Genomic DNA, 781 nt, shown 5'->3' on the forward strand with positions numbered 1-781 from the left:
TACTCCGTGCAGAAACATTGTTGAATGAACATTTGAAAAAATGGAATTCTGCACAAGGTGACATTTTAAGAAAGTGTAGGCTTGTCGCAAAGGAGTATTTAGATGAAAATAACCCAGAAGAATCAATTGGTGATCTTCAATTCAATTTGAATATCTCAGAAATAGAAAATAATATAGTATCACTTCTTGAACGCTCAGACAGGAAAGTTGTCATATTAATGGATAAGCTAGATGAGGCGTATGAACCGGATAATATAGGAATTGGAATCATTGCAGGTCTAGCATATGCATCTATTGAATTAAATCAAAAAGCAAAATGCATTCGTCCAATAATTTTTTTAAGGGATAATATATTTAGGTCGCTATCAAAGGAAGATCCTGATTACTCGAGAAATATAGAGGGTCAAGTCATAAGGTTGCATTGGGACTGGGCACAACTCCTAATGCTGTCAGCTAAAAGAATGAAAGTAGCATTTAAGCTAGATATTGAGAAAGATCAACGAGTTTGGGATAGATGCACAGCGGATGATCTTAAAGGGAGGAATGGTTTTAAGCGATGTTTGCAATTTACCCTTTACCGGCCCAGGGATTTACTATCATTGTTGAATGAAGCTTTTTTTTCCGCATTCAGAGAGAATAGAGAAACTATCATAAACACTGACCTAGAATATGCAGCCAAGTCAATTTCCATGGCCAGACTTGAAGATCTCTGGAAAGAGTATCAGAAGATCTTTCCTTCAATACAGGTTATAACTAGTGCATTTCGTAGCATCACAGAGTA

Annotated in this window: 1 protein-coding gene; it reads left to right on the forward strand. The window is 36.2% G+C overall.

Translation table 11 applies throughout. The annotated features are described in order from the left end of the window. Nucleotides 1-32: 32 nt before the first annotated feature. On the forward strand, nt 33-781 hold a 749-nt coding region (locus HSP_RS0103280; RefSeq protein ID WP_425268512.1), incomplete at its 3' end, for a P-loop ATPase, Sll1717 family.

Source organism: Haemophilus sputorum CCUG 13788 (assembly GCF_000238795.1).
In the GTDB taxonomy this organism is placed as follows: domain Bacteria; phylum Pseudomonadota; class Gammaproteobacteria; order Enterobacterales; family Pasteurellaceae; genus Haemophilus_A; species Haemophilus_A sputorum.